At 71.6% G+C, this 24,632-nt stretch carries 23 protein-coding genes; 1 reads left to right on the top strand and 22 read right to left on the bottom strand.

The window, feature by feature from the left end:
• The 10 genes from argH to AB0I71_RS26005 form a co-directional block, all read right to left on the bottom strand.
• Complete coding sequence (gene argH, locus AB0I71_RS26050) at positions 1-1,464, bottom strand: argininosuccinate lyase (protein WP_357588914.1); 1,464 nt, start codon at positions 1,462-1,464, stop codon at positions 1-3.
• A 58-nt stretch (positions 1,465-1,522) separates the two neighbouring features.
• The gene (locus tag AB0I71_RS26045; protein WP_357588864.1) at positions 1,523-2,038 is read right to left on the bottom strand and encodes an arginine repressor; all 516 of its coding nucleotides are present in this window, start codon (positions 2,036-2,038) and stop codon (positions 1,523-1,525) included.
• Entirely contained in the window at positions 2,035-2,964 is a 930-nt protein-coding gene (gene argF / locus AB0I71_RS26040) for an ornithine carbamoyltransferase (protein WP_357588862.1), read from the bottom strand. The genes AB0I71_RS26045 and argF overlap by 4 nt, the downstream gene beginning before the upstream one ends.
• Positions 2,961-4,205: an acetylornithine transaminase gene (locus AB0I71_RS26035; protein ID WP_357588860.1), complete on the bottom strand. Its 1,245-nt coding sequence runs from the start codon at positions 4,203-4,205 to the stop codon at positions 2,961-2,963. Before AB0I71_RS26035 ends, argF begins: the two co-directional genes overlap by 4 nt.
• Positions 4,202-5,089 carry an acetylglutamate kinase gene (gene argB / locus AB0I71_RS26030; RefSeq protein ID WP_357588858.1) on the bottom strand — a complete coding sequence of 296 codons (888 nt, stop codon included), beginning with the start codon at positions 5,087-5,089 and terminating at the stop codon, positions 4,202-4,204. Before argB ends, AB0I71_RS26035 begins: the two co-directional genes overlap by 4 nt.
• 55 nt (positions 5,090-5,144) lie before the next feature.
• The gene (gene argJ, locus AB0I71_RS26025) at positions 5,145-6,311 is read right to left on the bottom strand and encodes a bifunctional glutamate N-acetyltransferase/amino-acid acetyltransferase ArgJ (protein ID WP_357588856.1); all 1,167 of its coding nucleotides are present in this window, start codon (positions 6,309-6,311) and stop codon (positions 5,145-5,147) included.
• Positions 6,308-7,309: an N-acetyl-gamma-glutamyl-phosphate reductase gene (argC, locus tag AB0I71_RS26020; protein ID WP_357588854.1), complete on the bottom strand. Its 1,002-nt coding sequence runs from the start codon at positions 7,307-7,309 to the stop codon at positions 6,308-6,310. The genes argJ and argC overlap by 4 nt, the downstream gene beginning before the upstream one ends.
• Before the next feature lie 138 nt (positions 7,310-7,447).
• Positions 7,448-8,098 carry a hypothetical protein gene (locus AB0I71_RS26015; RefSeq protein ID WP_357588852.1) on the bottom strand — a complete coding sequence of 217 codons (651 nt, stop codon included), beginning with the start codon at positions 8,096-8,098 and terminating at the stop codon, positions 7,448-7,450.
• A gap of 155 nt (positions 8,099-8,253) precedes the next feature.
• Positions 8,254-10,545, bottom strand: coding sequence for a hypothetical protein (locus AB0I71_RS26010; protein ID WP_357588850.1), 2,292 nt, complete (start codon positions 10,543-10,545; stop codon positions 8,254-8,256).
• Positions 10,542-11,357, bottom strand: coding sequence for a hypothetical protein (locus tag AB0I71_RS26005; protein WP_357588848.1), 816 nt, complete (start codon positions 11,355-11,357; stop codon positions 10,542-10,544). Before AB0I71_RS26005 ends, AB0I71_RS26010 begins: the two co-directional genes overlap by 4 nt.
• Before the next feature lie 178 nt (positions 11,358-11,535).
• Here AB0I71_RS26005 and AB0I71_RS26000 point away from each other — a divergent pair, with 178 nt between their 5' ends.
• Positions 11,536-12,411 (top strand): Crp/Fnr family transcriptional regulator, encoded by an 876-nt coding sequence (locus AB0I71_RS26000; RefSeq protein WP_357588846.1) that lies wholly within the window; start codon positions 11,536-11,538, stop codon positions 12,409-12,411.
• 55 nt (positions 12,412-12,466) lie between these two features.
• Here AB0I71_RS26000 and AB0I71_RS25995 read toward each other — a convergent pair whose 3' ends face one another.
• The 12 genes from AB0I71_RS25995 to hisG all read right to left on the bottom strand — a co-directional run bounded on the left by AB0I71_RS25995 (position 12,467) and on the right by hisG (position 24,626).
• Positions 12,467-13,492 carry an NAD-dependent epimerase/dehydratase family protein gene (locus AB0I71_RS25995; RefSeq protein ID WP_357588844.1) on the bottom strand — a complete coding sequence of 342 codons (1,026 nt, stop codon included), beginning with the start codon at positions 13,490-13,492 and terminating at the stop codon, positions 12,467-12,469.
• A gap of 8 nt (positions 13,493-13,500) precedes the next feature.
• Positions 13,501-14,280 carry a glycosyltransferase family 2 protein gene (locus tag AB0I71_RS25990; protein ID WP_357588842.1) on the bottom strand — a complete coding sequence of 260 codons (780 nt, stop codon included), beginning with the start codon at positions 14,278-14,280 and terminating at the stop codon, positions 13,501-13,503.
• Positions 14,280-15,482 (bottom strand): nucleotide sugar dehydrogenase, encoded by a 1,203-nt coding sequence (locus AB0I71_RS25985; RefSeq protein ID WP_357588839.1) that lies wholly within the window; start codon positions 15,480-15,482, stop codon positions 14,280-14,282. Before AB0I71_RS25985 ends, AB0I71_RS25990 begins: the two co-directional genes overlap by 1 nt.
• Positions 15,483-15,723: 241 nt before the next feature.
• Positions 15,724-18,300 carry a phenylalanine--tRNA ligase subunit beta gene (gene pheT, locus AB0I71_RS25980; RefSeq protein WP_357588837.1) on the bottom strand — a complete coding sequence of 859 codons (2,577 nt, stop codon included), beginning with the start codon at positions 18,298-18,300 and terminating at the stop codon, positions 15,724-15,726.
• Between the two features lie 36 nt (positions 18,301-18,336).
• Positions 18,337-19,404, bottom strand: a complete 1,068-nt coding sequence (gene pheS / locus AB0I71_RS25975; protein WP_357588835.1) for a phenylalanine--tRNA ligase subunit alpha — start codon at positions 19,402-19,404, stop codon at positions 18,337-18,339.
• A 213-nt stretch (positions 19,405-19,617) separates the two neighbouring features.
• Positions 19,618-20,415 carry an RNA methyltransferase gene (locus AB0I71_RS25970; protein WP_357588833.1) on the bottom strand — a complete coding sequence of 266 codons (798 nt, stop codon included), beginning with the start codon at positions 20,413-20,415 and terminating at the stop codon, positions 19,618-19,620.
• A gap of 68 nt (positions 20,416-20,483) precedes the next feature.
• A complete protein-coding gene (gene rplT, locus AB0I71_RS25965) occupies positions 20,484-20,876 on the bottom strand; it encodes a 50S ribosomal protein L20 (RefSeq protein WP_093404272.1) in 393 nt (130 codons plus the stop codon).
• A 32-nt stretch (positions 20,877-20,908) separates the two neighbouring features.
• On the bottom strand, positions 20,909-21,103 hold the full coding sequence (rpmI, locus tag AB0I71_RS25960; protein WP_013732809.1) for a 50S ribosomal protein L35: 195 nt from the start codon (positions 21,101-21,103) through the stop codon (positions 20,909-20,911).
• Between the two features lie 20 nt (positions 21,104-21,123).
• Positions 21,124-21,774, bottom strand: a complete 651-nt coding sequence (gene infC, locus AB0I71_RS25955; RefSeq protein WP_204026955.1) for a translation initiation factor IF-3 — start codon at positions 21,772-21,774, stop codon at positions 21,124-21,126.
• A 379-nt stretch (positions 21,775-22,153) separates the two neighbouring features.
• On the bottom strand, positions 22,154-22,681 hold the full coding sequence (locus tag AB0I71_RS25950; RefSeq protein ID WP_357588829.1) for a PH domain-containing protein: 528 nt from the start codon (positions 22,679-22,681) through the stop codon (positions 22,154-22,156).
• Complete coding sequence (locus tag AB0I71_RS25945) at positions 22,678-23,784, bottom strand: DMT family transporter (RefSeq protein WP_357588827.1); 1,107 nt, start codon at positions 23,782-23,784, stop codon at positions 22,678-22,680. The genes AB0I71_RS25950 and AB0I71_RS25945 overlap by 4 nt, the downstream gene beginning before the upstream one ends.
• A complete protein-coding gene (gene hisG, locus AB0I71_RS25940) occupies positions 23,781-24,626 on the bottom strand; it encodes an ATP phosphoribosyltransferase (protein WP_357588825.1) in 846 nt (281 codons plus the stop codon). The genes AB0I71_RS25945 and hisG overlap by 4 nt, the downstream gene beginning before the upstream one ends.
• Positions 24,627-24,632 lie beyond the last annotated feature (6 nt).

Here is a 24,632-nt window from a genome sequence, read left to right as displayed (position 1 = left end):
TCAGCGGGGGACGACCTGCTCGGCGGCCCACTCGCGCCAGGTGACCAGCTGGTCGGCGGCGGTGGCGAGCTGGTCGGCGACCGGACCCGGGCCCGTGGAGCCGGGGGTGATCCGGGCGGCGAGGGCGGACCGGACCGACAGCACATCGCGGACGCCCGGATCGAGGTGCTCGCTGACGGTGGCAAGGTCGGCGTCGGAGACCTCGTCGAGGGCACACTCCCGAGCCGCGCAGAGCGCCACCAGCTTGCCGGTGATCTCGTGCGCGTCCCGGAACGGCACGCCCTTACGGACCAGCCAGTCGGCGACCTCGGTGGCCAGGGAGAATCCCACCGGCGCGGCGGCGACCAGCCGGTCGACGCGTACCGTCATCGTGGAGATCATCCCGGCGAGCGCCGGCAGCAGCAGTTCCAGGGTGTCGACCGCGTCGAAGGCCGGCTCCTTGTCCTCCTGCATGTCCCGGTCGTACGTCATCGGCAGGCCCTTGAGCATGGTCAGCACGGCGACCAACCCGCCGACCAGCCGACCGGACTTGCCCCGGGCCAGTTCGGCGATGTCCGCGTTCTTCTTCTGCGGCATGATCGACGAGCCGGTGGCGAAGGCGTCGTCCAGCTCCACCCAGCCGAACTCCTGCGACGTCCAGAGCACCACCTCCTCACCGAGCCGGGACAGGTGCACCCCGATCATCGCGGTGACGAAGAGGAACTCGGCGACGAAGTCCCGGTCGGCGACCGCGTCCATCGAGTTGGCGAAAGACGTCCGGAAGCCCAGTTCCTTGGAGACCGCCACCGGGTCCAGCGGCAGCCCCGAACCGGCAAGCGCCCCCGCGCCGAGCGGGCTGACCGCGGTCCGGTGGTCCCAGTCCCGCAGTCGTTCCAGGTCCCGCAGCAGCGGCTGCACGTGGGCGAGCAGCCAGTGGCCGAAGGTCACCGGCTGAGCGTGTTGCAGGTGCGTCATGCCGGGTGCGGCGGTGTCCACGTGCCGCCCGGCCTGCTCGACAAGCGCCTCGGCCAGCTCGACCAGCCGCGCGGCCACGCCCCGCGCGTGGTCGCGCAGGTAGAGCCGCAGGTCGGTGGCGACCTGGTCGTTGCGGGACCGACCGGCGCGCAACTTGCCGCCGAGGCTGCCGAGCCGCTCCAGCAGGCCGCGCTCCAGGGCGGTGTGCACGTCCTCGTCGTCGACGGTCGGACGGAACGTCCCCGACGCGCAGGCGGCCTCCAGGTCGTCGAGGGCGGCCAGGATGCGGCCCAGTTCCTCCGGGTCCAGCAGGCCGGCACCGGCCAGCACCCGGGCGTGCGCCCGGGACCCGGCGATATCGTACGGGGCCAGCCGCCAGTCGAACTGCACGCTCACCGACAGGCGGGCGAGCGCCTCCGACGGGCCGCCGGCGAACCGACCTCCCCACAGGCTCGTCCGGTTGGCCGCTGCGCTGTTCTCGGTCAGGCTCTTGTCGTCCACCCGGTCAATTGTGGTCCCCACGATCAGCAGGCCCCCCACCGGGCACCCAGGTCCGACGCGACCTCACTCATGACGTACCGCTCCCTTCGGCGCTGTCGTCCCGGCGGGCCCAGCCGGCGAGCCGTTCACCGAGCGCGGCGCCACCGTCAGCGGCGCGCGCCACGACGAAGATGGTGTCGTCGCCGGCGATGGTGCCGACGACCTCCGACAGGCCAGCCCGATCCAAGGCGCTGGCCAGGTAGTGTGCGGCACCCGGCGGGGTGCGCAGGACCGCGATGTTGCCGCTGGAGTCGACCTCGTTGAGCAGCTCGCGCAGCAGCCGCACCAGGCGGGCCGGTGCCGCCTCGGCGTCACGCAGCGGGCGCTGACCGTCCTCGGGAATGACGTAGACGGCTCGGCCGTCACCGCCGCGCGCGGTGACCGCGCCGAGTTCCTTGAGGTCCCGGGAGAGGGTCGCCTGGGTGACCTGGACGCCTTCGTCGCCGAGCAGCTCGGCCAGTTCGGTCTGCGAGCGGACCGCCCGGTCGCGGATCAGCTCGACGATGCGGGCGTGCCGGGCGCCACGGGTCAGTGGTGCGGTCATGTCGTCTCCCCTTGGAGAAGGAAGGTCAGCAGCGCCTTCTGGGCGTGCAGCCGATTCTCCGCCTGGTCGAAGACGGCACTGCGCGGGCCGTCGAGCACCTCGTCGGTGATCTCCTCGCCACGATGCGCCGGCAGGCAGTGCAACACGATGGCCTCCGGCCCGGCATGGCCGAGCAACGACTTGTTGACCTGGTACGGCAGGAACGGGGTGCTGCGGTCCAGCCCGTCCCCCTCCTGACCCATCGAGGTCCAGGTGTCGGTGGCCACCACGTCGGCGTCGCGGACGGCGGCGACCGGGTCGGTGAGCACCCGGACCGAACCGCCGGTGCCCGCGGCGATCGCCTCGGCGCGGGCCACCACGTCCGGGTCGGGATGGAAACCGGCCGGGCCGGCGACCCGCACGTGCATCCCGGCGGTCGCGCCGGCCAGCAGATACGAGTGGGACATGTTGTTCGCCGCGTCCCCGACATAGGCGAGCGTCCGCCCCACGGTGCCGCCGCACCACTGGCGGACGGTCTGCAGGTCCGCGAGCAACTGGCACGGGTGGAACCCGTCGGTCAGCGCGTTGACCACCGGCACGCTGGCTCCGGCGGCCACCTCCGCGATCCGGTCGTCGCCATGGGTACGCAACACGATCGCGGCCACGTAGCGGGACAGCACCCGGCCGGCGTCGCCGAGCGACTCGCCCCGCCCGAAATGGGTGACCTGGGTGTCCACCACAAGGGGGTGGCCGCCGAGTTCGGCGATACCGGCGTCGAAGGAGATCCGGGTACGCAGGCTCTGCTTGTCGAAGAGCACCGCCACCGAGCGCGGCCCGGCCAACGAGGTGAACGCGAAGCGGTCGGCCTTCATCCGGTCGGCCAGGTCGAGGACCGCTGCCTGCTCGGCCGGAGACAGGTCGTCGTCGCGCAGGAAGTGCCGGGTCATGCGGAAGCCTCCGTCGGGGCGGCGGTCGGGATCGGGCTGCGGGACGGCGCCTGCTGGGCGACACGATCCGGTACGGCCGCCGACGCGGTCAGGGCGGCCGGCAGCGCCGCCAGGAAGGCGTCGGCCTGGTCCGCGGTGAGGATCAGCGGTGGCGCCAGGCGGATCACGTCGGGCTGGATCGGGTTGACCAGGAAACCGGCGTCGCGCAGCGCCCCGGCGAGGGCGACGGAGACCGGTGCGGTAAGGGTGACGCCGAGCAGCAGCCCCGCACCACGTACGCCGCCCACCAGCGGATGACCGAGGGACTCGATCCCCCGACGCAGCCGCTCGCCGATCCGCTTGACGTGGTCGAGCAGCCCTTCACTGGCGATGGTGGAGATCACCGCCAGGGCGGCCGCACAGCTCACCGGGTTGCCGCCGAACGTACTGCCGTGCGAACCGGGGCCGAGCAGGTCGGCGGTCGGACCGAAGGCCAGGGTGGCACCGATGGGCAACCCACCGCCGAGGCCCTTGGCCAGGGTCACCACGTCCGGTTCCACACCGTCGGCCTGGTGGGCGAACCAGTGCCCGGTCCGACCGACCCCGGTCTGCACCTCGTCGAGCACGAGCAGGGCACCGTGCCGGGTGGTGATCCGCCGGGCCTCGGCGAGGTATCCGGCGGGCGGGACCACCACACCGTTCTCGCCCTGGATCGGCTCCAGGATCACCATGGCCGTGGCGTCGGTCACCGCCGCGGCCAGGGCGGCCACGTCACCGTACGGGACGTGGGTGACCTCACCCGGCAGCGGCCGGAACGGGTCGGCCTTGGCCGGTTGACCGGTCAACGCGAGGGCACCCATGGTGCGGCCGTGGAAGCCGCCGACGGCGGCCACCACATGGGTACGGCCGGTGCACCGGGAAAGCTTGAACGCCGCCTCGTTGGCCTCGGCCCCCGAGTTGGCGAAGAACACCCGTCCCGGCCGGCCGGCGAGCGCCAGCAGCAACTCGGCAAGCGCCACCGGTGGTTCGGAGATGTACAGGTTGGAGACGTGGCCGAGCGTGGCGACCTGCTTCGACACGGCCGCCACCACCGCCGGGTGGGCGTGGCCGAGAGAGTTGACAGCGATGCCGCCGAGCAGGTCGACGTACTCCCGGCCGGCCTCGTCGACCACGACGGCGCCGGAACCGGCCACCAGCGCCAACGCCGGCGTGCCGTAGTTGTCCATCATCGCCTGCCGCCACCGGCTGACCAGAGCACTCATGAGGGAATCACCATCGTTCCGAACCCTTCCGAGGTGAACACTTCCAGCAGGGTGGAATGGGCGACCCGACCGTCCACCACGTGCGCGGCCGGCACTCCCCCGTTGACGGCCCGCAGGCACGCCTCCATCTTCGGCACCATGCCCGACTCCAGCGACGGCAGCAGCTTCGCCAGCTCGTCGGTGCTGATCTCGCTGACCAGGCTGGACGTGTCGGGCCAGTCGGCGTACAGGCCGGGCACGTCGGTCAGCACGACAAGCTTGCGCGCCCGCAGGGCGACCGCGAGCGCGGCGGCGGCGGTGTCGGCGTTCAGGTTGTGCAGCACCCCGTCCGCGTCCGGCGCCACCGTGGAGATCACCGGGATCCGGCCGGCCGCGATCAGGTCGTCCACCGCCGAGACGTCCACCGACTCGACATCGCCGACCTGGCCGACGTCGACCGGCTGCCCGTCGACGTACGCGGGCCGCCGCACCGCCGTGAACAGGCCGGCGTCCTCGCCGGAGAGACCGACCGCGAACGGACCGTACGCGTTGATCAACCCGACCAGTTCCCGGCCCACCTGGCCGACAAGCACCATCCGGACCACGTCCATCGCCTCCGGCGTGGTCACCCGCAGGCCGCCCCGGAACTCGCTGTCGATGCCCAACCGGCCGAGCATTGCCGAGATCTGCGGCCCGCCGCCGTGCACCACCACCGGCTTGAGCCCGACGTAGCGCAGAAACACCATGTCCGCGGCGAAGGCCCGCTGCAACTCCGGGTCGACCATGGCGTTGCCGCCATACTTGATCACAACCGTGGAGCCGGAGAAGCGGGCCAGCCACGGCAGCGCCTCGATAAGCGTTTCGGCCTTGACCTGGGCGCGGGTCAGATCTGAGTTCAGGCTCACCGGGCCGACCTTTCGTTCGCGACTGCGGGACTCCGCCGCGCTGCGTTCCTCGCGCTCACGTCGAGTAGGCCGAGTTCTCGTGCACGTAGGCGTGCGACAGGTCGTTCGTCCACACCGTCGCCTCCGCGGCACCGGCATGCAGGTCGATCCGGATGGTGACGTCCCGGCCGGAGAGGTCGACCTTCGAACGGTCCTCGGCGGCCGCGCCGGCCCGGCAGACCCAGATGCCGTTGACCGCCACGTCCACGGCGTCCGGCTCGAACACGGCGGTGGTGGTGCCGACGGCCGCGAGGATCCGGCCCCAGTTCGGGTCATTGCCGAACAACGCGGTCTTGACCAGGTTGTTGCGGGCCACCGCCCGGCCGACCTCGACCGCGTCGTCCTCGTCGGCGGCACCGACGACCTCGATGGCGACCTGCTTGGTGGCACCCTCGGCGTCGGCGAGCAACTGCTGGGCCAGGTCGTGGCAGGCGGCGGTGACCGCCGAGGCCAGTTCCGCCTCGCTCGGCGCGACCCCCGAGGCGCCGCTGGCCAGCAACAGCACCGTGTCGTTGGTGGACATGCAGCCGTCGGAGTCGACCCGGTCGAAGGTGACCCGGGTGGCTGCTCGCAGCGCGGCGTCGAGTGTCTCCGGGCCGGCCACCGCGTCGGTGGTGAGGACGCAGAGCATTGTCGCCATCGCGGGGGCCAGCATGCCGGCGCCCTTGGCCATGCCGCCGACGGTCCAGCCGTCGCCGGATACGACAGTGGTCTTCGGTCGGGTGTCCGTCGTCATGATCGCCTCGGCGGCGGGCCCGCCGTCGTCGCCCAGGCCCCCGACGGCGGCGTCCACCCCCGGCAGGAGCCGGTCCATGGGCAGCCGCTCGCCGATCAGGCCGGTGGAGCAGACCGCCACCTCACCCGCGCCGACCTGGTGCGGGTTGGCCGAGGTCAACGCGGCGGCGGTGTGCTCGGCCGTGGCGTGGGTGTCCTGGAAACCGGCCGGGCCGGTGCAGGCGTTCGCGCCACCGGAGTTGAGCACCACCGCCCGCACGATGCCGCCCCGGACGACCTGCTCGGTCCAGAGCACCGGCGCGGCCTTGACCCGGTTGGTGGTGAAGACCCCGGCGACACCGGCGTCAGGGCCGTCATTGACCACCAGCGCCACATCGGGGGCGCCGCTGGTCTTCAGGCCGGCGGCCACCCCGGCCGCCCGGAATCCTCGGGGTGTGGTCACGGTCATGGCGCGGTCCCCCACACGGACAGGCCCGTGGTTTCGGGCAGACCGAACATCAGGTTGGCGTTCTGCACCGCCTGGCCCGCGGCACCCTTGCCGAGGTTGTCCAACGCGGCGACCACGATCAGCCGGCCGGAGTCGACATCGACGGTGGCCTGGAGGTGACAGGAGTTGCCGCCCAGCGTGGCGGCGGTGTGCGGCCACCGTCCCTCGGGCAGCAGGTGCACGAACGGTGCGTCCGCGTACGTCTGCGCCAGCACCGCGCGCGGGTCGACCGCACCTGTCGGCAACGCGGTGACGGTGGCCAGGATGCCGCGCGGCATCGGCGCCAGCACCGGAGTGAACGACAGCCCGGTCGCGCCGGTGGCCTGCTTGATCTCGGGCACGTGCTGGTGCGCGCCCACCTTGTAGGGCGACAGGTCGCCCATCACCTCGCTGGCCAGCAGGTGGGCCTTGGCGCCCCGGCCCGCACCCGAGGTGCCGGACGCGGCGACGACCACCACGTCATCGGGTCGGGCGGCACCGGCGGCGATCAGCGGGGCCAGTGCGAGGGTGATCGTCGCCGCGTAGCAGCCGGTGCTGGCCACCCGGTCGGCGGCGGCGATCCGCTCCCGCTGACCGGGCAGCTCGGGCAGGCCGTAGGTCCACGCCCCCGCGTGCGGGCCGCCGTAGTAACGGGCCCAGGCGTCGGCGTCGACGAGCCGGTGGTCGGCGCCGAGGTCGACGACCCGGACGCTGGCGGGCAGTTGCGCCGCGAGGGCGGCCGACTCGCCGTGCGGCAGAGCGAGGAAGACCAGATCCGCCTCGCCCAGCACCTCCGGCGTGGTCGCGCCGAGGGTCACGTCCAGCCCGGTCAGCTGCGGGTGGACGGCGTCGAGCCGTTGCCCGGCCTGGCTGTGCGCGGTGGCCGCGACCAGGTCGAACTCGGGATGCCCGGCGAGCAGGCGAAGCAGTTCGCCACCGGCGTAGCCGCTCGCCCCGGCGACCGCAGCCCGAATCCCCATACCCACCTCCGCATGACTATGCAGTGAAGGATAGCTGCGTGAGGCTGGGGCTGCAAGGTCATACAGTTCGACGCATGGTGATGTAACCGGGTGTCGGGTGCGGTGGCCCTCCGGTGCCAAGGGAGGGCCACCCCACGATCAGTTGACCTGCCCCGACAGCCCGTGTTGGCGCTCGTACGTGCGGAGCGCGGCGTCCCATGCCTGGGTGTACTCGGACGGCCCGAGCCCGAGGTCACCGTGCCCCTTCACCGCCTCCCGCAGCAGGCTGACGAGATCCGGAACGGTGTCGCGGCGTTCCTCCACGTAGCGCCGGAAGACCTCCGCGAAGTGCTCCCCGGCCAGTCGTGCGGCATGCCCGGTGACCGGATCGTCCTCAAGACTCTGCAGAACGGCAGCCCATCGGCGGGTCAGATCATCGGCCTGCCAGGCACGGATCTTCTGTAGTTCGTGGTGGCATTCAAGTTCGATCCGCTCCTCCCAGTACGGGCGCAGCCGTTCCCGCACCCGCTCGTCCGGGCTGACCCGTAGATGGACGCCGAACTGTGGCAGATTCGCGTCCTGCGGCCAGCGCTGATGCATCAGCAGATTGTTCAGCGCCCGCTCCAAGTCGTGGGCACGGTGTGGCTCATGCTCGCGGGCGAGGTCGACCGCCCGCTCACGGACAATCCCACCCGCCCAGGGCAGCAGCCGCTCGGCTCGCAGGCGCAACTCCTCGAAGCCCATGTTCGAGGCGGTCCAGACGTAGATCGCGTGCAGGCGAAAGTCGAAGGCGTCACCTTTGGCCGGCACCAGGAGAGGCTGCGGTACGTCGTGCCGAAAGGTCACCCGAACGGGCGCTGGGGGCAGCGGCGCGGGCGACGGCGGAAAGATCGAGTGCCACCATCGATGCTCCGTCTGCCTCGGCACGGAGTGGCGCAGATGCGGGTTCCCGGAGGGTTGAGCGCTCATATGTTGTCCTCACCGATCAGTCGTTCGACTTCGTCGAGTAGAGCGTTGCGGGGCATGACCGAGCGCCACACGTGCCGCAACTGGTGGTCGAGCCGCCGTCGCAGCGGCGGCCGCTCGGACGCCACGAGTCGCAGCAGCGCCAGGACGTACCTCGCGACTTCCGGCTGACCGTCCGCGCGGTTGAGCCAGAACCCGAGGGTCCGCCAGGCTCGGTACGCCGTCTCCGGCAGACTCAGTGAGGTGGCCCAGAGGGTCGCCAGGTCGTCGGGGCTGATGACCCCCGTGCGGGCAAGATCCAGTAGCTCCGGCCATTGCTCTCGGGGCGGCCGCGCCCAACGTTCGGCGAGCACCCGCAGCGTTCGGGCTGCGTGCAGTCGCACCTCACGGTCGGGCGATCGGGTCCACTCCGTCAGGTCAGACACCAGCGCCGCGGCATGGCCACCCTGGTAGACCTCGACCAGGCCCCGGACCACCGAGTTGTTCCACCGTTGCATCCGCGCAGACGCCACCAGGCGCAGCTGTACCAGGGCCGCGTCGGGCCAGAGACGGGCCAACCCGAGTTGATGGGCACGGGCCACGGTGTCCCGCAGATGAGCGGCCGACCCGGCGGACCAGCTATCCAACTCGGCCCGTACCCGCTGTCGCAGCCGCGGCTGCATGGCCATCGCGACGAGCGCGATCGCGGCAGCCTGCCGGACCCCGGCCCGCCGCTCCCGGGCCAGCTCACGTACCGCGTCGAGAGCCGCCTGCACGTTCCTGCCCGCCGTCCAGCCGACCGCGCCGGCTGCGGCCTGACGCACCTCTGGCTGTTCGGCACGCACCAGGTCCGCGAGCCAGCCGAGCAGCACCCGGGGCGGCCACCAGTCCGTCCATGCCGCGTCGAGCACGGCGGAACGCAGCTCTTCGCTGCCCGGCGCGAACTGGAGACGGAGACCACCCATAGTCCAGTCGTCGCCCGACACCACCACCGACGCCCGCAGTGTCGGGCCGAGCAGATCGTCGAGCGTGGCGCCACGCAGCCGCACCGGAGCCGCCGCCGACTGCACGGGCTCCCCGGCGGAGACGAGCCGATCAGCGGCGAACCGGATCTCCGAGGTCGTCAGCCCGGCCAGTATCGCGCAGCAGAGCCGGAAGGCCCGTACCTGGGTGTTGGACCAGCCCACGGACGTGCCGGCGTTGTCCTCCGCGTCGAGAATGCGCACGGCGCGCTCGCGCAACTGCCGGGGCAGCAGTTCCGCTAGACGGTCGGTGAGCGCGCCAGCGCGTGGCGCCGTCCGGGCGATGGCTTCCACCACCGGGACCACCTCGCGTGGCCTGGGTTCCCCACTCAGGTACGTCGCGAGCATCGGATGCCGGCCGCACTCCTCGTCGACATAGCGCTCTACGCAGGAGCCGTCACAACCGCCCGCGCAGAAGCCCACACACCGCGCGGCCAGCTCGCGTCGCAGGCGAGCGCGGAAGACCTCCTCCGCAGGAGCCGGCCGATGCTCGACGACATGCCCGCTGAGGTCCTGAATCCGTCGCGAGAAGTCGCCGACCAGCAGCAGCGTCACTTCGTCGGCCTCGGCGCGGGCCGCCAGGGCGACGAGCGTGTACCCGTCCACCGAACGGACAATCTCGTCGCTGACCCGCAGCACGTAACCGCACCCCTGCCGGGGCCCGGAGTCCGAGCCGAGCAGGTCGGCGAGTTGGTCGACCCCTAGAACGCCCACTCGGTCGAGGCCATGCCGGCGAGCCGAGGCGACCATCGCCGAGGTGAAGCGGCCAGTGCCGGTCGGGCCGGACAGACACAGCAGGTGGCGTTGCTTCAGCTGACGGTCCAGCTGCTGGTCGCTCACAGCGGGCGCGTACGCGGTAATGACGTCCCGTACGGTCGTCTCGCTCAGCGTCTCCGACCAGACCCGGCCGCCGGCCGCCGCAGCGGCAGTCACGTTGACCGTGCCGATGGCCATCGCGCCGTGGCCTGTTGCGTTCTGCCCTCGTACCTGCATGTCGCCGACATCGATACGGGCTCCACCGCCGAGCAGGCCGGCGAGTCGGCGTAACACGTCAGCGGGGTCCAGCGACTCCTCGGCGTCGTCGATGTCCTCGGCGTCGTCGATGTCCTCGGCGTCCTCCGCGTCCTGCCGCGACGCGACTGGATCCGGTGCCGGTGAGCCGTCTTCCGCCGTCGGTGCCAGGGGCACGTCCCCCGGCCGGGCGTCGGCCGGCTGCGCACCGGCGTCGAGAGCGTCGTCGCTCAATGCCTCGGAATCGGACGGCACCGACTTCGGATGGCGGTCGCTCACCGGTCCGTGCCCGTGCGGAAGTTCGCATCACGGCCGATCGAACCGATCGCCGCGGCACCGGGGCCGACGGCGTTCTGGCCCTCGACGACGATGTCACCGGTGCGGATCCCACCCGCAGGGGCCCCGCCGCCGCCACGGTACGCGCGCCGGTGGCGGGCGGGTGGTTGCGGCGGCTCTCCGGCCGAAATGCTCGTCGGTAGCGGTGACGACTCGTCCACCCACGAGGTCAGGTCCTCGTCGACGACGCAGAGCCACGCCGGCTCCCGGAACCCTTTTGCCGCGTGCACCACGTCGATTCGCCGGAACCGTTCCGGACGAATCTCCTCGGGATACTCGGTGACCACATCGCGGTATATGTCGGAGGACACCACGAGTGCGATCCCGGCGTCCGGGAAGGCTGCCAGCGCCCGGCGTACGGGTTCCGCGTCGCACAGCCTGCTGACCAGCACGACCGCCTGCCCGGGAAAGCCGTTGGCGCCGTCGAGATGGACCATGCCCTGGTGCACCGCGACCCTGAGCCGGATGCGGGCCGCCGCCAGGCGGCTGACGTTGTACCGCCGCAGCAGCCGGTTCAACTCCGGCACGAACCGACCGATCACCCGCGCCTCGGGAATGTCGCGGGGCAGGATCGCCAGTTCCCCGTCACCGGACTGCTGCGTTGTCCAACCGACCCGGTCCATTCCCACCTCACCAGCCGCTTCCCGCAGCATGCGGTGGAAGTCTTGTTGCGCCTCGTACTGTTGGAGATTGGTACGCCGGCTGTAGCGCTCCATATCCACGCAGACCAGCAGGCGCCGCTCTGGTTGTCGCATGCGGTCGACCCTCCTCACCATGGCCCGTCGGAGCCGGGCAACAGCTGACATCCAAGACGCGACCGATTCTGTAGATCCCGTAGAAAGACGGCATCGCGGCGATTGTCGACGAACCGTCATCCCGTCCTGGTCGGGTATCTCGACGGCACTGCGCGGGTGGACTCGAAGCATGTGGACCGTGCCGATCGACCTGTTCCTCGGGCTGGACCTGCAGACCGGGCCGACGCTCGGCCTGCTGGCCGCGTACCTGCTCGCGATGGCACTGCTCCGGCAGGGGTCGCGCACCGCACGCGACCCGCTACGCTTCGACCGCTGTCGTTGGCTGAGAAGAGTGGGAGCGTTGATGCGGCGAGAACCGCACCCGAGCGCGCAGTGGCCCTACGGCACCTTTCTGCAACGGCTGGGCCCGCCCGTCAGGGCGGCGCTGCTGGAGCTTGGTGTCCGCCGTCGGGTGCCGGCCGGTCAGATCCTGATCCACGAGGGACTGCGGGAGTCACATCTGGTGCTGATCGAGGAGGGCCTGACCAAGGTCACCACAGCACTCCCGGACGGCCGCACCGCGCTGTTGTCGCTTCGGGTCGGCGGCGATCTCGTCGGCGAGATGTCGGCGCTGAACGACCAGCCCCGCTCAGCCACGGTCACCGCGTGCGGGCCTGCCCGTTACAGCGTGATCCCGTGCGAGCGGTTCCGGGCGTTTCTCCGGGGCAACCCCGACGCGGCGCTCGAACTCGCGGCAATGGTGTCGGACCGGCTGCGCTGGTCGAACCGGCGCCGGATCGACTTCACCTCTTATCCGGTCAAGATCAGGGTGGCGCGCGTCGTGGCGGAACTGTCCCGTACCCACGGCCAGCAGGCGCCCGGTGGCGTCGTCATCGATGTACGGCTCACCCAACCGGAACTCGCCTCGATCTGCGGTGCCTCCGAGACCTCAATTCAGAAGAGCCTGCGTGACCTGCGAACCGAGGGCCTCGTCGACACCGACTACCGCCGGATGACCGTCCTCGACCTGCCGCGACTGCGGGCTCTGGGGCAACTCGACGCCGACGAGAGCTGAGCGAGCCCCGTTTCCGCCACGCGGCGGAAACGGGCATCCGCAACAGCTACTTGAGTCAGAGGCGCCCCTCGGCGACCGCGCCGGTCACCCAGGGGATGACCTCGTCGAGCATTTCGTCCAGGGACGTGGTGGCGGTGAAGCCGAGCACCTCGCGGGCCTTCGTGGTGTCCGGTACGCGCTTCTGCACGTCGTACTGGAAGGGGTCGTCGCTGACGTGCCGGAACGGCACGTCCGGCCCCTTGATCTTGCGCCAGATCAGTTCGGCCAGTTCCAGGACGGTCGTCGACTCGGCGGTGGAGAGGTTGAAGTCCTCGTTCTGCGCCGCCGGGTGTTCGATCGCGAGCGCGATCCCCCGGGCCAGATCGCCGCCGTAGGTGTAGTGCCGCACCTGGTCACCCTCACCGAGGATGTGCAGCGGATCCTGTCCCTTGACGATCTTCTGCACCAGGTCCGGCACCACGTGCGACATGGCCAGCTTCACGTTGCCGGAGAGCACCTCGGCCTGACCCAGCGCACGCCCCTCGCCCACGCCTACGCAGTTGAACGGCCGCACGATCGTGTAGGGCAGTCGGTACTGGTCCCAGGCCGCCCGGGCGTAGTACTCCACGGCCAGCTTCTGGAAGCCGTACGAGGACAGCGGCGGCGGGATGCGCCGCTCATCACCCTCTCGGCTCGGCCAGTGCTCGGTGGACTCGAACACCATCGAGGAGGAGAGGTAGGTGACCTTGGACAGCCGCCCGTTACGGTGCGCCTGGATCGCCGCGTCGCAGGTCGCCGCCATGATCCGCTCGTTGGTGGCGAGCAGGTCGTAGGCGTACGCGTGGAAGTAGGAGATCCCGCCGATCATCGCGGCACCGGCGACCAGGTGGTCACAGCCGTCGAGCAGCCCGGTCAGCAGATCGGTGTCGCGGGCGTCCCCCTCGACGAACCGGAACCGGGGATGCCCCTCGTGGCTCTGGGACACCGGGCCGTACTTCGAGAAGTTGTCGACACCCACCACCTCGTGGCCACGGTCGAGCAGCTCCGCGACGAGATAGCCGCCGATGAAGCCGGCCGAACCAGTTACCAGGACCTTCGCCACGTACGCTCCTAAGCCGTCTTCTCGTACTCGGTGCCCCGCGGACTCGGCACGGCCGCCGTCCGCACCCGGGCGGTCAACTTCTCCCGGCTCAGCCGTCGACCGTAGGCGAACAGGTACCAACGTAGGTAGCCGGGGAGGAAGCGGCCCAGGTCGAAGTGGGACTCGCCGAGCGGCCGGTCCAGCCAGATTGTCGGAATCTCGGCCACCGGCAGGCGCAGCCGGGTGGCCTTCGCGGTCAGTTCCAGCCCGATCTCGAAGCCGGTCCGCGACTCGATGCCGACCTCCCGGACGAAGGCCGTGTCGTACGCCTTGAAGCTGTTCGTGGCGTCCCGGGTGCCCGCCCGCGCGAAGGTGTAGAGGCTGCGTCCGGCCCAGCGGGACATCATCCGCTTCAGCCTCGGCCCGCCGACCTGCTGGCCGCCCGGCATGTACCGGGAGGCCGCCGCGACCACCACGCCCCGGTCCACCAACCGGGCCAGTTCGTCGATCTGCCGGGGATCGTCACACCCGTCGGCCATCGTCACCACCGCGACCGGTGCCAGCGCGGCGTCGATGCCGAACCGGATCGCGTTGGCCGGCCCCCGACCGTAGGTGTTGAGCACCGCCCGGACCCTCGGGTCGGTACGCGCGATCCGCTCGACGTACGGGACCGTGGTGTCCTCGGGCATGTCGTGCACGATCAGCACCTCGGCGGGCAGCATCAGCTCGCGCAGCATCCGCTCCAGGCAGCGGACGATCGCCTCGCCCTCGTTGTAGACCGGCACGATCACCGAGACCCGCGGATTCATCACACTCGCACCCCCTGCCCGGTCAGGCCCCACATGTCGATCACCGGTTTGTCGGTGTCGAGGCGGGCGTACTGCTCGTGCGGTGCGGCGATGACCAGCAGGTCGGCGCGGCGCAACACCTCGTCGAGGTCGACGAAGCGCTCGTCGGCCACGTACGGGTCGGTGCAGAGCGTCTCCCGCGTCTTCAACGCCAGGATCTTGCGCAGCTTGTACGCCAGGCTCTCCCGGGGGTCGTCGCTGCCACCCTTGAAGGCCATGCCTAGAATCCCGACAGTCGAGGCGGCCAGGTCGAACCGGTCCTCCAGGCGGGACACCAGGTACAGCGGCAACCCTTCGTTGATCAGCATCGCCGAGTGGCCGAGGACGAAGTTGTTCCGGTTGAACGCGGCAAGTTGCATGGTGTCCTTGAACAGGCACGGTCCGGCCGCGAAACCGGGCATCGGCAGGTCCGCCGCGCGCGGGTAGTCGTACGCCACCGCGTGCCGGATCCGGGCGAAGTCCAGCCCGAAGTCGTTGGCCATCATCCAGAACTGGTTCGCGGTGGCGAACTTGATGTACCGCCAGGTGTTCGTGAACAGCTTCGCCAGCTCGGCCTCCTCGGGTTCGAGCGGGACGATCTGGTCGGTCAGGTGGCGGAACAGCTTCTCCGCCCGGGTCAGCGCCTCCGGGGTACGCGCGGCGACGATCTGCGGCAGCGTGAACAGCTCGGTCATCGCCCGACCCTCGGCGATCCGCTCCGGGCAGAACGCCACGTCCGCGCGCAGGCCCTTGCCGGCCAGCAGTTTCTCGGTAAGCGCGGTCACCCCGGGGTAGACGGTGCTGCGCAGCACGATCAGCTGACCGTCGCGCAGGTGCTCGGCGCAGCGTTCCAGCGCGCGGGGCACGGCACCGAGATCCGGGTTGAGGTGCTCGTCGACGGGCGTGCCGACCACGACGATCAGGTGTTCCGAGACCCCGACGGAGGCCGGGTCGGTGGTCGCGCGCAGCCGCCCGGCGGCCACCGCCTCGGCCAGCGGAGCCGCCGCGCCGGGCTCGGCGAAGGGCAGGGTGGCCGCGTTGACGCCGGCGACGGCCTCGGCGTTGATGTCGTACAGCACGACGGACAGCCCGCGGGCGGCGAAGGCGATGCCCAGTGGCAGGCCCACCCGGCCACAACCACCGACTATGCAGACGTCGACCGACGCGGGTGGATCATCGGACATGAGGGGGACTCCCGTGGGGGTGGCGGGGTGATGATGGTGACGGCACTCGGAATCCAAGCAGGCTAACCGCTCGGAGATGACTCGCGGGTAACCAAACAGCCATCGGTGTTGACCTTTCGGTCGACCCGTCACCTACCGCGTCGCCACCATCACCCAGCGCAGGCGTCACCGCACCCTTTCGGGTAGCCGGACGGGCCCCTTCCCCGACGCGAGGCGTGGGGAGGGGGCCCGTCCTGGCCCGTCAGGCGCCGCGGAGGGTGGCCCCGAAACGTTCCGCCACCCGGGCGACGGCCGCGTCGCGGGCGGCCACCGCCTCCTCGACCGTCAGCGTCCGGTCCGGCGCGCGGAAGGTGAGCTTGTAGGCGAGCGACTTGCGGCCGGCGCCAAGCTGCTCCGAGGCGTACACGTCGAACAGGCGGACCGACTCCAGCAGTTCACCGGCCCCCTCGGCGAGTGCCTGGTGCACCTGCGCCGCCGGCACCGACTCGTCCACCACCAGCGCCACGTCGATGAGCGCCGGCGGGAACGTCGACACCGCCGGAGCGCCGACCGGCGGGGCCGCCGGCAGAGCGTCCAGGTCCAGTTCCATGGCGCAGGTACGCTTCGGCAGCTCCAGCGTCGCCACCACCTGCGGATGCAGTTCACCGGCGTGGCCGACCACCGTCCCGTCGACAAGCAGCTCCGCGCAGCGACCCGGATGCCAGGGGGCGTACTCGGCCGACCGCACCTCGACCCGCCGGTCGGGTACCCCGGCGGCGGTGAGCACCGCCCGGCCGGCCTCGACGGCGTCCGCCCAGCCCGCTGCCCGCCCGCCGCCCCACCAGCCGGCCGGCTCGATGTCGCCGGTCAGCACGGCGGCGACGTGCCGGGGCTGATGCGGAACCACCGCGTCGGCGGCGGCGAACTCCGCGTCGGTGGGACGCCGGTCCACGCCCATGGCCGGCGGGCTGCCGGCGTCCGGCCGGGGATGGAAGACCGTGCCGATCTCGTAGAGGGACAGATCCCGTAGCCCCCGGCCGAGGTTGCGCCGGACGATACCGAGCAGCGGGCCGAGCAGCGTGGTGCGCAGCAGCGGCTCCTCCTCCGACAGCGGGTTGGCCACCCGCACCGCCCGGCGGCGCGGATCGTCGGCGGGCAGGCCGAGCTGGTCGGCCAGCTCGGTGGCGACGAACGGGTGCGCCAGGACCTCGACGTGGCCGCGCTCGGCAAGCGACCGGGACACCGCCCGGTTGCGTCGCTGCTGCCAGGTCAGGCCCCGGCCGGGCGGCGCGGTCGGCAGCACCGACGGCACCTTGTCGTACCCGTCGAGGCGGACCACCTCCTCGACCAGGTCCGCCGGGTCGGTCAGGTCGGGCCGCCAGGTCGGCGGCGTGACGCTGAGCGTCTCGCCGCCCCCGGCGGCCACCGCCACCTCGCCCGGGTCCTCGGCCAGCCGGTCGGTGCCGCGCGCCACGGTGCAGCCGACCTGCTCCAGCAGGGCGACCACCCGGGCCGGCGGGTACTCCACACCGACCCGCCGGGTGGGCAGGTCGGCCGGCAGGGTGACCGGGGTACGCGGCCGGACGTGGTCGATGTCCAGCACCTGCTCGCTCGCGGTGCCGCCCGCGTACGAGGTGAGCAGCCCGACCGCCCGGTCCAGTGCGACCAGCGGCAGCGCCGGATCCACCCCCCGCTCCCAGCGCTTCGCCGCCTCGCTGAACAGCTTGTGCCGGCGTGCGGTGCGGCCGACCATCGCCGGGTCCCAGTGCGCGGCCTCGAAGAGCACGTTGACGGTGCCCGGCAGGACCTCGCTGGTCTCTCCGCCCATCACGGCGGCGAGCGAGATCGGCGTGCCGTCGCCCTCGGCGGCGAGCGGGTTCGGCAGCCCGGCGTCGCAGATGACCATGTCTTCCGGGGCGAGCGCGCGGGTCACCCCGTCGAGCGTGGTCAGCTTCTCCCCCGGTACCGCCCGGCGCACCACGAGCGGACCGGCGATCCGGTCGGCGTCGAAGGCGTGCATCGGCTGGCCGAGTTCGAGCATCACGTAGTTGGTGATGTCGACCGGCAGCGAGATGCTGCGGATGCCGGCGATGGTGAGTCGCTGCCGCATCCAGTCCGGGGTCTGCGCCGCCGGGTCGACGCCGCGCACCATCCGGGCCGCGAACCTGTCACAGCCGACCGGGTCGCGCACCTCGACCGGGTACGCCGGCTCGGCGGTGCCGGGCGTCGCCGGCATCCGACCCCGGTCGGAGTAGTCGAGGTTGAGGGCGTGCGCCAGCTCGCGGGCGAGCCCGCGCAGCGACATCTGGTAGCCCCGGTCCGGGGTGACCTCCACCTCGACGATGATGTCGTTGAGGCCGACCACCGGACGCGCGTCGGCACCGGGCTCGGCCACGACGTGCTCGGGCAGCACCAGGATGCCGGAGTGGTCGTCACCCAGGCCCAGTTCCTTGGCCGAGCAGATCATTCCGTTGGAGTTGCGCCCGTACGTCCGGCGGGCGCCGATGGCGAAGCCACCCGGCAGCACCCCACCGGGCAGGATCACCACGACCCGGTCACCCGGGGCGAAGTTGCGGGCACCGCAGACGATCTCCTGCGGCTCGCCGGTGCCGTTGGCGGCGCCCACGTTCACCCGGCAGAACCGGATCGGCTTCTTGAAGCCGGTCAGCTCCTCGATCTCCAGGACCTCGCCGACCACCAACTGCCCGGTGACCGTGCCGGACAGGTCCACGATGGACTCGACCTCGATACCGAGGTCCACCAGGGCCCGCTCCAGCTCGTCAACGGCCAGGTCGGGAACGTCGACGTACTCCCGCAGCCAACTGAGAGAAACTCGCATGACTTGTAACCACCGTCTCCGTAACTCGCGCCCGCACTAAGCCCCGTGGCCGAACGCCCTGGTGAACCGGACGTCGCCCTCGACCAGGTCCCGCATGTCGCCCACCCCGTGCCGGAACATCACGGTGCGGTCGATGCCCATGCCGAAGGCGAATCCGGAGTAGACCTCCGGGTCGATGCCGCACGCCCGCAGCACCCGCGGGTTGACCATGCCGCAGCCACCCCACTCGACCCACTGCGGGCCCTTGCGGTGCTCCGGGAACCACACGTCGAACTCGGCGGACGGCTCGGTGAACGGGAAGTAGTGCGGCCGGAACCGGGTCTTCGCGCCCTCACCGAACATGGCCCGGGCGAAGTGATCGAGGGTGCCGCGCAGGTGCGCCATCGTGATGCCCTTGTCCACCACCAGGCCCTCCACCTGGTAGAAGACCGGGGAGTGGGTGGCGTCCAACTCGTCGGTGCGGTAGACCCGGCCCGGAACGACCACGTAGATCGGTGGGGTCCGGGTGAGCATGGTGCGCGCCTGCACCGGCGAGGTGTGGGTACGCAGCACCAGACCGGAACCCTCAGGTGCGATGTGGAAGGTGTCCATCAACCCACGGGCAGGGTGGTCGGCGGGGATGTTCAGCGCGTCGAAGTTGGTCCACTCCAGCTCGACCTCGGGCCCCTCGGCCACCTCGTAGCCCATCCCGATGAACAGGTCGCTGATCTGCTCCATCAGCACCGTGATCGGGTGCCGGGAGCCGCGCGGATGCCTGTCGTACGGCAGCGTCACGTCGACTCGTTCGGCGACCAGGACCCGCTCGGCCTGCTCCCGCTCCAGCACCTCGGAACGGGCGGCGTAGGCCTGCTCGATGGTGCGGCGGGCCTCGTTGACCCGCTTACCGGCGTCGGCCTTGGCGGCCGGCGGCAGCGCGCCGATCTCGCGGCGGGCCAGCGAGACCGGGGCGCGGTCCCCCAGATGCGCCGGGCGCACCGCGGCCAGCGCATCGGGGTCACCGGCGGCGGCGAACGCCTTCTCGGCCCCGGTCACGGCCTCGGCCAGGGCGGCCGGGTCGAGCAGGGCGACCTGCTTCGGGTCGTACGGATCATTGCGGTAAGTCATGGCGTACGGGCACTCCCTCACGACGGCGCCAGCCCTCGCGGGCGGCTAGGCGAGTCTACGGACGCGCGGCTGTGCCGCAGCCCGCCGGTGGGAGTCGCGTGGAGAGCAGGTCAGGCTCGCCGCCCGCCGACACCGGCGGGCTGGCTAAACGAACGCCGTGGTGCGTTCACCATCGGGGCCGCATCTCCTCCGTCATGTGCGCCTGACCTCAGGTCAGCGCTGTGCTCTGGCTGAAGCGTACAGGCAGACAGCCGCCGCCGCAGCCAGGTTCAGGCTCTCGGCCCGCCCGTGCAGCGGCACCCGGACCCGGGCGTCGGCGGCCTCGGCCAGCTCGGCGGGCAGGCCGTGCGCCTCGGAACCGAACAGCCAGGCGGTCGGTGCGGCCAGCCGGCCGGCGTCGGCGAGCGCGTCCAGATCGTCCTCACCATGGCCGGTGGCCGCGAGCACGGTCAGCCCGGCGGCCCGCGCCGCGGTGAGCGTCGCGACCGGGTCGCGTTCCCGGACCACGTCGACGTGGAACAGGCTGCCCGCCGACGACCTGACGCACTTGCCGTTGTACGGGTCCACGGCGTCACCAGCGAAGATCACAGCTGTGGCACCGGCCGCGTCGGCGGTACGCAGCACCGTGCCGGCGTTGCCCGGGTCCCGGATCCCGGCCAGCACGGCCACCAGCCGGGGGCCCCGGGACAGCGCGACGGCCAGGGCCACGTCGAGGTGCTGGCAGACGGCGACCAGCCCCTGCGGGGCGACGGTCTCGGCGAGCGCGGCGACGGCGTCGTCGGTCACCTCGGAGACGGGTACGTCGTCGCGGGCGGCGGCCGCCGCCAGATCGGCGTACCGATCGAGGGCGGCGGGGGTGCCGAACAGCTCCAGCACGGTGCGGGGGCGGCCCAGGGCCTCCCGGACCGCCTGTGGTCCCTCGGCCAGGAAACGGCCGGTGGCGTCGCGCTCACGGCGGCGCTGAAGTCGGCGCGCGGCCACCACCCGGGGCGTACGCGGTGTGAAGAGCATGATGTTCTCCGCCACACGCGCGAGGCGCCCCTCGTCGCCGAGGGACGCCTCGCTGCGCTGCGTGGAACTCAGGCGGCCTGGGCCGGCGCGCCGCCGGTGCCCTCGGCCTGCACGGCGGCCCGGGCCAGCTCGACGATCGCCGCGAACGCGGCGGCGTCGTTGACGGCCAGGTCGGCCAGGATCTTGCGGTCGACCTCGATGCCGGCCAGGCGCAGGCCCTGGATCAGCCGGTTGTAGGTCATCCCGTTGGCGCGGGCACCCGCGTTGATCCGCTGGATCCACAGCTGCCGGAAGTCGCCCTTGCGGTCGCGACGGTCCCGGTAGGCGTACTGCATCGAGTGCAGCACCTGCTCCTTGGCCTTGCGGTACAGCCGGGAGCGCTGACCGCGGTAACCGCTCGCGGTCTCCAGCAGGGTACGGCGCTTCTTCTGGGCGTTCACAGCCCGCTTGACGCGTGCCATCTCAACTCCTTCTTGGATTCAGGTGGCGCGCGTCAGCGGCCGAGCAGCTTCTTGAGGCGCTTGACGTCGGACTTGGCGGCCTCGACCACGCCGGTCAGCCGGCGGGTACGGGTGGAGGGCTTCTTCTCCAGGTTGTGCCGCAGACCGGCCTGCTGCTTCATGATCTTGCCCTTGCCGGTCACGCGGACGCGCTTACCCGTCCCCGTGTGGCTCTTCATCTTCGGCATGTGGAACGTCTTCTCCCCTGTTACTGACCGCTGGTGTCAGCGGTCGTGCCGGTCTCACCGGCTGCTGCGCTCTCACTTGTCACCGCAGGTTCGGCGGCCACCGCGGTGGCGGGCTCCTCCGCGGTCCGCTCCCGGGGTCCACCACGGGACGCCGTGGCGGCGACCGCGGAGGCCTTCACGGCCCGGTGCGGAGCGAGAACCATGATCATGTTTCGGCCGTCCTGCTTAGGAGCGGACTCGACGTATCCCAGTTCCGTGATCTCGGACTCGAGCCGGCGTAGGAGCCGGTAGCCCAGCTCCGGGCGGCTCTGCTCGCGACCGCGGAACATGATCGTCACCTTGACCTTGTCGCCGGCCTTGAGGAACCGCACCACGTGACCCTTCTTGGTCTCGTAGTCGTGCGGATCGATCTTCGGCCGGAGCTTCATTTCCTTGATGACGGTCTGCTGCTGGTTACGCCGCGCTTCGCGCGCCTTCAGTGCGCTCTCGTACTTGAACTTGCCGAAGTCCATGAGCTTGCACACCGGCGGGCGCGCCATCGGCGCAACCTCGACCAGGTCCAGATCGACGTCCGCGGCCAGCTGAAGGGCGCGCTCCAGCGGGACGATGCCCACCTGCTCACCCTCGGGGCCGACCAGTCGGACCTCACGTGCCCGGATCTGCTCGTTCACGCGTGGTTCGACGCTGATGGGGCCTCCTCGAGTCGGATCTTCATGCGTGGCCGACCCTGCGGCTCCCGGTGGGAACCGGCCCGGAAAGTAGAAGGCCCCGGCGTATGCCAGGGCCCGCTCGACCGGTCGGCACGATCACAGGATCGCGCATCCGGGACCGGGACGTGCCCGGAACCGGTGACCGGACCCGGACGCCACAGGCGGCGACTCGGGTGGGAGCAGGCGCTCCGCTTTCATGGCAGCCCGCTGAGCGGACAGCCTGGTCGACTCCACAACACTACACCCTCGGTAACGGGCACCTCAAACCGACCCACCCCTGCCCGCCACCGCGCGGCTGCGGGCGGTCGCCCAGGTTCGCGCGCTGGGGGCCGGGGACGGATCAGCGAGCCGCGCGCTCGGTGACGGCGGTCAGGTGCGCCTGGTGCAGGCGGCGCAGTGCCCGGACGCCGTCGACGGCGAGCTGCTTGTCGGCCGCCTGGAGGGCGACCACCGGGAGCAGGTCGTCGTCGTACAGCTCCAGGGCCGCCCACGGGGCGCCCCGGTCGAACCGGACCCCCCGGACGACCTCCCAGGGCAGTTCGTACGAGCCGATGATGTTGCGGACCCGGACACCCCGCGTGTCCGCCTCGACCCGAGGTCGGGTGAACAGCAGCGTGCCCAGGGCGAACACGAACCCGAGCCCGATCATGGCGAACTGGTCACCGCGCTGGAAGGTGCCGTAGCCGTTGCCGGTCGGTCCGCTCAGCGTGGTGGCGATCAGCGCGAAGACCACGACCAGCAGGATGGCCGACACCCAGCAGACCAGCCGGATCCGTCGCGGCCGCAGCCGGATCAGCTCGGTGCCGGTCGCCCGCTCGCGCTCACCCGTGCCGGCACTGGCCTGCGTCGCGTCCCGCCGCTCGCTCATGGCACAAGTCTGCCATCCGGTTCCGGCGGACCGTCCGCCGCCACACTGATGTCGGCCTCGGGTGAGCCCGGCCCAGCGGCCGGACCCGACGCCGCGGTGGGCGGCGGACCGGTCACGGGCGGCCTGCCGTTGGCCGGGGCAGACCCGCCGTTGGCCGAGGCAGGGCCGCCAGTGGACGGGGCGGGGCCGCCGACGGCGCGTGGACCACGCCCGGCGACCAGCACCGCGAGCAGGGTGAGCAGCGCGCCGGCCAGCACCGGCAACCGGGCGCCCGGCCCCTGCGGCAGCAGCACGTCCAACAGCAGGGCACCGGCGAGTTGTCCGCCGACCAGGGCCAGGCCGGTGCGCAGCACTCCGGCCGCGCGTACCCCCACGACCAGGCTGGCGACGATGCCGACCCCGAGCAGCCCACCGGTGTAGAGGTGCCAGCCGTCGGGCCAGCGGATCGACGGACCGGTGAACGCGCCGGCCAACGCCGCGACGAGCAGCACCACAGGCGTACTGACGACGAAGTTGACGGCGACTCCGGCGGCGGCCGACCCGGCCGCGGAGATCCGGCCGTTGAGCGCGGCCTGCAAGGCCACGGCGACGCCGCCGGCCACCGCGAGCAGCAGCAGGCCGACGGCCAGGTCACCGACGGGTTGGCCGGCCTGCGCGAGAGCCACCGCGGCCACCCCGAGCAGCGCCCCGGCGAGCCGGGGCACGGTGAGCGGCAGCCGACCCACCGGGGCCAGGCCGGCCCGGTCCGAGGCCAGCCCGCCGAGGCTGCCACCGGCGACCTGGGCGATGGTGAACACCGCGACCCCGAGCACCGGAACGGCGTACGCGGCGAAGACCACGATGGCCGCCCCACCCAGCCCACCCAGGTACGTCCACCAGGGCAGGCGGGACCGCCGCAGGGCGACCAGCCCGGTCCGCATCGACGGCAGCGCCAGCAGCCCGACCAGGACGAGCAGGCAGCCACCGAGGTTGTTGACGACAGCGCCCAGGGAGGCGTTACCGACCCGCTGCCCCAGCTCCGCGTTCACCGCGCCCTGGGCCGCCGAGGCGATCCCCCCGAGGGCGACAAGGGTCAGTGCGAGCGCTGCCGGCGGCCGTCTCACAGCCGGCAGGCGTGGATGTTGGTTACCAGGATCGCCCGGGCACCGAGTTCGTAGAGCTCGTCCATGATCCGGTGCACGTCGTCGCGGAGCACCATGGCCTGTACGGCCACCCAGCCCTCCCGGTGCAACGGGGAGACCGTCGGCGACTCGATGCCCGGGGTGAGCGAGCTGGCCCGGTCCAACAGCCCGGCCGGCACGTCGTAGGCGAGCATCACGTAGCGGCGGGCCACCAGCACCCCGTGCAGCCGGCGCAGCAGCTGCTCGGCCTGCGGGTGGGAAGCCGCGCCGGTGCGACGGACCAGCACCGCCGAGGATTGCAGCAGGGGCTCACCGAAGACCACCAGGCCGGCCTGACGCAGCGTCGCCCCGGTCTCGACCACGTCGGCGACCACGTCGGCGACGCCCAGTCGGATGGCGTTCTCCACCGCCCCGTCGAGGCGGATCACGTCGGCCTTGACGCCCAGCTCGGCGAGGTGCCGCTCGACCAGGCCCGGGTACGCGGTGGCGATCCGGTGCCCGCCCAGTTCCCGTACGTCGTCGACGTCGTCCGGCCGGGCGGCGAACCGGAAGGTGGCCCGGCCGAAGTTCAGGTCGACGACCTCCTCGGCCGGCGCGCCGGAATCGATGAGCAGGTCCCGACCGGTGATGCCGACGTCCAGGTCACCGGAGCCGACGTAGGTGGCGATGTCCTTCGGCCGCAGGTAGAAGAATTCGATGTCGTTGGCCTGGTCGCGGCAGACCAGATCCTTGGTGTCGGTGCGCTGGCGGTAGCCCGCCTCACGCAGCATCTGGGCGGCCGAATCGGCCAGGGCGCCCTTGTTGGGTACGGCGACACGCAGCATGACGGA

Source organism: Micromonospora sp. NPDC049891 (genome assembly GCF_040660295.1).
Classification (GTDB): domain Bacteria; phylum Actinomycetota; class Actinomycetes; order Mycobacteriales; family Micromonosporaceae; genus Micromonospora.
The sequence above is the reverse complement of the archived record's forward strand: the minus strand, read 5'-3'. Positions and strand labels throughout refer to the sequence as shown.

Bases quoted from the DNA above. Each gene is read 5' to 3' on its own strand.
- AB0I71_RS26045 (WP_357588864.1), bottom strand. From the start codon at position 2,038: ATGACCGCACCACTGACCCGTGGCGCCCGGCACGCCCGCATCGTCGAG.
- argF (WP_357588862.1), bottom strand. From the start codon at position 2,964: ATGACCCGGCACTTCCTGCGCGACGACGACCTGTCTCCGGCCGAGCAG.
- AB0I71_RS26035 (WP_357588860.1), bottom strand. From the start codon at position 4,205: ATGAGTGCTCTGGTCAGCCGGTGGCGGCAGGCGATGATGGACAACTAC.
- argJ (WP_357588856.1), bottom strand. From the start codon at position 6,311: ATGACCGTGACCACACCCCGAGGATTCCGGGCGGCCGGGGTGGCCGCC.
- argC (WP_357588854.1), bottom strand. From the start codon at position 7,309: ATGGGGATTCGGGCTGCGGTCGCCGGGGCGAGCGGCTACGCCGGTGGC.
- AB0I71_RS26005 (WP_357588848.1), bottom strand. From the start codon at position 11,357: ATGCGACAACCAGAGCGGCGCCTGCTGGTCTGCGTGGATATGGAGCGC.
- AB0I71_RS25990 (WP_357588842.1), bottom strand. From the start codon at position 14,280: ATGAATCCGCGGGTCTCGGTGATCGTGCCGGTCTACAACGAGGGCGAG.
- AB0I71_RS25985 (WP_357588839.1), bottom strand. From the start codon at position 15,482: ATGTCCGATGATCCACCCGCGTCGGTCGACGTCTGCATAGTCGGTGGT.
- pheT (WP_357588837.1), bottom strand. From the start codon at position 18,300: ATGCGAGTTTCTCTCAGTTGGCTGCGGGAGTACGTCGACGTTCCCGAC.
- pheS (WP_357588835.1), bottom strand. From the start codon at position 19,404: ATGACTTACCGCAATGATCCGTACGACCCGAAGCAGGTCGCCCTGCTC.
- AB0I71_RS25970 (WP_357588833.1), bottom strand. From the start codon at position 20,415: ATGCTCTTCACACCGCGTACGCCCCGGGTGGTGGCCGCGCGCCGACTT.
- rplT (WP_093404272.1), bottom strand. From the start codon at position 20,876: ATGGCACGCGTCAAGCGGGCTGTGAACGCCCAGAAGAAGCGCCGTACC.
- rpmI (WP_013732809.1), bottom strand. From the start codon at position 21,103: ATGCCGAAGATGAAGAGCCACACGGGGACGGGTAAGCGCGTCCGCGTG.
- AB0I71_RS25950 (WP_357588829.1), bottom strand. From the start codon at position 22,681: ATGAGCGAGCGGCGGGACGCGACGCAGGCCAGTGCCGGCACGGGTGAG.
- hisG (WP_357588825.1), bottom strand. From the start codon at position 24,626: ATGCTGCGTGTCGCCGTACCCAACAAGGGCGCCCTGGCCGATTCGGCC.